Annotated in this window: 3 protein-coding genes; 2 read left to right on the forward strand and 1 reads right to left on the reverse strand. The window is 77.7% G+C overall.

Annotated elements, in window-relative coordinates:
- Both D6689_19710 and D6689_19715 read left to right on the forward strand, forming a co-directional pair.
- A partial coding sequence (locus D6689_19710) for a hypothetical protein (GenBank protein ID RMH38401.1) occupies positions 1-1,231 on the forward strand: 1,231 nt, incomplete at its 5' end.
- Positions 1,232-1,280: 49 nt separating this feature from the next.
- The gene (locus D6689_19715; GenBank protein RMH38402.1) at positions 1,281-1,796 is read left to right on the forward strand and encodes a hypothetical protein; all 516 of its coding nucleotides are present in this window, start codon (positions 1,281-1,283) and stop codon (positions 1,794-1,796) included.
- Between the two features lie 374 nt (positions 1,797-2,170).
- On the opposite strand, the gene D6689_19720 is transcribed toward D6689_19715, so the two are convergent.
- A partial coding sequence (locus tag D6689_19720; protein ID RMH38403.1) for a hypothetical protein occupies positions 2,171-4,150 on the reverse strand: 1,980 nt, incomplete at its 5' end.

Below are 4,150 nucleotides of genomic sequence, written 5' to 3' on the forward strand. Positions count from 1 at the left end.
ACTGAGCCCCGCGCGCGCCGCGGCCGGCGCCCCGCGCGACGACAGCCGCGGTGGGCCGCCCGCGCCGCGGCGACCGCGGCCGCCACGCCGGCGCGACGGGCGCGCGGCGGCGGCGTTCACCGGCCGCGCCCGCCGCCGAGCCGCCCGGATCGCCGCGCGCACGCCGCAGGTCGCGCTTACAACTTCTGACCGCCCGCGCGACGTCCATCGGTGCGGAACCACGCGCGCGTCGCGGACCGGAACGCCGATCCGCCCCGGCGTCCGCCCGCCCGGCGAACCGGCGTCGCTTTGGCTTCGCGGCCGCTCGTTCTATGCTTGCCGAACCTCGCCGGGACTCGTGCGGATTCGCCGGGAGGCGGTCGTACCCATGACACACTACACGCGGTTTTCACTCCTCGTTTGGATGCTCGCGCTCGCCGTCGCGGGAGCCGGCTGCGCCACCGCCGACACCGGCGACGACGACGATATCGGCCCGATCGCGGACGCGGCCCCCGGCGCGCCCGACGCGCGGCCCGGCGCCCCCGACGCGCGACCCGGCGCCCCCGACGCGCGACCCGGCGCGCCCGACGCCCAGCCCGGCGCGCCCGACGCCGCGGCGACGTGCCCGCGCACGCCGTGCGACCTGGTCGCCCAGTGCGGTTGCACGCCGCCGCAAGTGTGCGACCTGAGCCTGACGAACCTCGGCGAGACGACCTGCCGCACCGTCGACACGCCCGGCATGGTCGGCTCGGCGTGCAGCGCGCTGCAGGATTGCGCCGGCGGGTTCGTGTGCGTCGACGGCAACTGCCAACAGTACTGCAACGTCGACGCCGACTGCGGCGACCCGCGCCGCAAGTGCATCATCACGCTGCAATCCGGCGGCACGCCGATTCCGAACGCGACGACGTGCAGCAGCGCCTGCGACCCGACGGACGCCGCCGCCGGCGGGCTGTGCCCGGCGGGGTTCAGCTGCACGCTCTCCTTCGACGATCCCGACATGGATCCGCAAAGCGGCGACGAGATCCCGTTTGCGACCTGCAACCAGGCCGGCAGCGCCACCCAGGGCCAGACGTGCTCCACCACCAGCGATTGCGCGATCAACCACCTGTGCATCAACACCGGCACCGGCAGCGTGTGCGCCCGCGTGTGCACGCTCAGCCCCGCGGGCGGCGAGTGCTCGGGCACGACGAGTTGTGGCGGGCTGGTCCCGCGCATGGTCATCGCCGGCACCGAGTACGGCGCCTGCCTGTAGGCGCGGCCGCGGCTTGACACCGCGGTCGCCGCGCGTCGATAGTGCGCGCATGCGACGGTTCGTCGGCACGATCGCACTGGCGGCCGCCTGCGCCGCACCGGCGTGCAAGGACAACGCCGGCGGCGACTCGCGGCAGCCGTCGCGGCCGATCGCCCGGGACGCGGCCGGGACGACTCCCCCCGTGCCGGCCCCGCCCGACGCGGGGCCGGCGCCGCTGGGCCAGGCCGAGTGGACCGAGTGGGTGCGGGTTCCGGCCGGCACCCGGCTCGTGTCGCCGATCCGCAGGCTCGGGCGCGGCGGCCGGATGCAGGCCGCGTACTGCGTCGACGGCGTGGCCTCCCTTGCGGCGGCCGCCAAGGCGTTCGAGCGCGCGCTGGCGGACGCCGGCTGGACGGCCCTGTCGGTCCAGGTGGCGCCCGACGCAAAGGCCCGCGGGTCGGTGACCGGCACGCGGTCCGGCGCGCGGATCGCGGTCACGTTGCGCCGGGCCGAGTTGGCCGACTGCCAGGCGTCCGCGGGCCACACCTACGCCGCGGTGCTGGTCGAACTGCTCGGCGCACGGTAGCGCGCGATGCGAGCCGGCGCGCGGGCTGCCCGCGCGCGCCGGCCCGGGCGGCGCTACCGGTACGGCACCGTCGGCCGCGGAGCGCGACGGCGCGGGGGCGCCGCCGGCCCGCGCGGCGCTACCGGTACGGCACCGTCGGCCGCGGCGCGGACAGCCCGGGGGTGCCGCCGGCCCGCGCGGCGCTACCGGTACGGCACCGTCAGCCGCGGCGCGCGACAGCGCGGGGGCGCCGCCGGCCCGGGCGGCGCTACCGGTATGGCACCGTCGGCCGCGGAGCGCGACAGCGCGGGGGCGCCGGCCCGCGCGGCGCTACCGGTACGGCACCGTCGGCCGCGGAGCGCGACAGCGCGGGGGCGCCGCCGGCCCGGGCGGCGCTACCGGTACAGCACCGTCAGCCGCGGCGCCAGCACCGCGCCGCCGTCGACGACCGCGACGACCGTCGTGCGGGCCTCGGCCGGATGCGGCAACGCCGCGACGTACGTGCCGTCGCCCCGGTCGACGACCTCGGCGTCGCCGCCGTCGGACCGCACGACGCGCACATCCCGCCCGGCGCCGGCGGCCCCCAGCGGCGCGCCCCACTCGTCCACCGGCTCGTACGCGAGCACCGGCGCGGGATCGCCGAGGTCGGCGACGCGCCGGTCGATCCACAGCCACCGCGGCTCGACGACGGTCACCTCGCCGCCGACCTCGAGCTGGTCGTCGATGCGCTGCACCAGGCCGCTGGGCCAGCGGACCTCCGCGCGCGCCACCGCGGCGTCCCCGTCGAGGCCGATCTCGAGGACGCGGTCGCCCTGGCTGTACGGCTGGCCGCCGCCGTACAGCACCCGCCGGAGGACCTCGCCGCGCGCCGTGACGACCGCGAGTTCGGCGCCCACCGGGTCGGGCGCCGACACGGTCCCGCGCAACCGCACGCGCACGAACGTGCGGCCGCACGCCGGCGTATCGTTGCGCACGAACCGATAGCGCTCGGCGTACGGCGCGATCACCAGGTCGAGGTCGCCGTCGCCGTCGAAGTCGGCCAGCGCGAAGCCGCGGCCGTTGCGCGCGTCGCCCGCGCCGCACGGGTCGTCGCCGGCCGGCCAGCCGACGTCGGCCGACACGTCGGCGAACGGATAGCCCGGCTGCAGCCGGCGGAACACCGCGTCGTGCTGGCACGGCCCCGAGCCGGGCGGCGCCGCGATCACGTCGCCGTTGACCGCGATCACCTCGTCGCGGCCGTCGCGGTCGAGATCGACCGCCTGCACGCCCCACGTCACCATGCGGGTGCCGGCGACGCCGACGGGCGGCGAGCCCGCGAGGCCAAGCGTGCCGCCGTCGGTGCGATAGCCGCCGAACGCCGGGTCCCACAGCTGGACGCGGTTGACCCCGAAGTCGGCGACGTACAGGTCGTCGAATCCGTCGCCGTCGAGGTCGGCCAGCGCGAGCCCCATCGACGAAGACCGGTGATCGACGCGCCAGTCCGCGGCCCGATCCGCGTAGGTCGGCACGCCGTCGTCGGAGATGGCGAGCGGGTCGAACACCGCGTCGCCGTCCAGCACCGCGGTCCCGCCGCGGCCGTCGACCGCGAACGTGTCGTCGGCGACGTAGATCTCGAGGCCGGCGTCGCCGTCGAGGTCGGCGATCAGCGCCGCGTGCGATGCGCCGAGGCCGGCGGCGCCGGCGGCGCCGGCGACCTCGACGAAGGTGCGGTCAGGCCGCTGCAGATACAACCGGTTGGCGAGCGCCGGATCCCGAGCGATGGCGTCTCCGGCCACAAACGACAGCACGTACAGGTCGAGCAGCCCGTCGGCGTTGACGTCGGCCCACACCGCGCCCGTCGACGCGTCGCCGGCGGGCCCCGCGACGCCGGCGGCGGCGGTGACGTCGACGAAGCCGCCCGCGCCGTCGTTTTCGAGCAGCACGTCCGGTCCCCGGTTGGCGACGAACACGTCCAGGTCGCCATCGCCGTCGACGTCCGCGACCGCCGCGCCGATCGACCGCACGCCGGCGAACCGCGCGGCGACGGCCGAGTCGACGCGCAGCGCGGGCACGCCGTCGACGGCGCCGTCGTTCCACACCACCGTGGTCGGTCCGGTCGGGGCGGGCGACGACGGGTCGTCGTTGCGCGCGACGACGAAGTCGACGTCGCCGTCGCCGTCGAGGTCGCCGGCCGCGACTCCCGCGCCGAACGCGAACGGGTCCGGCAGGCTTCGGCCGGCCGGCAGGTCGACCGCGAGGTCGCCGGTGATGTCGGCGAGGCGGATGCCGTGCGGGTTGCGCTCGGCGGCCGCGGGCGGCGGCGCGTACGGCTCGCACGCCAGCGCGCCGGCCGGGGCGCCGCCGGTCGCCCCGCGGGCGCCGGCGGGCGCGCCGGC

This window comes from Deltaproteobacteria bacterium, from assembly GCA_003696105.1.
Lineage (GTDB): Bacteria > Myxococcota_A > Polyangia > Haliangiales > J016 > J016.

Excerpts from the sequence above, each read along its gene's own strand:
- D6689_19715 (RMH38402.1), top strand. The coding sequence starts at position 1,281 with ATGCGACGGTTCGTCGGCACGATCGCACTGGCGGCCGCCTGCGCCGCA.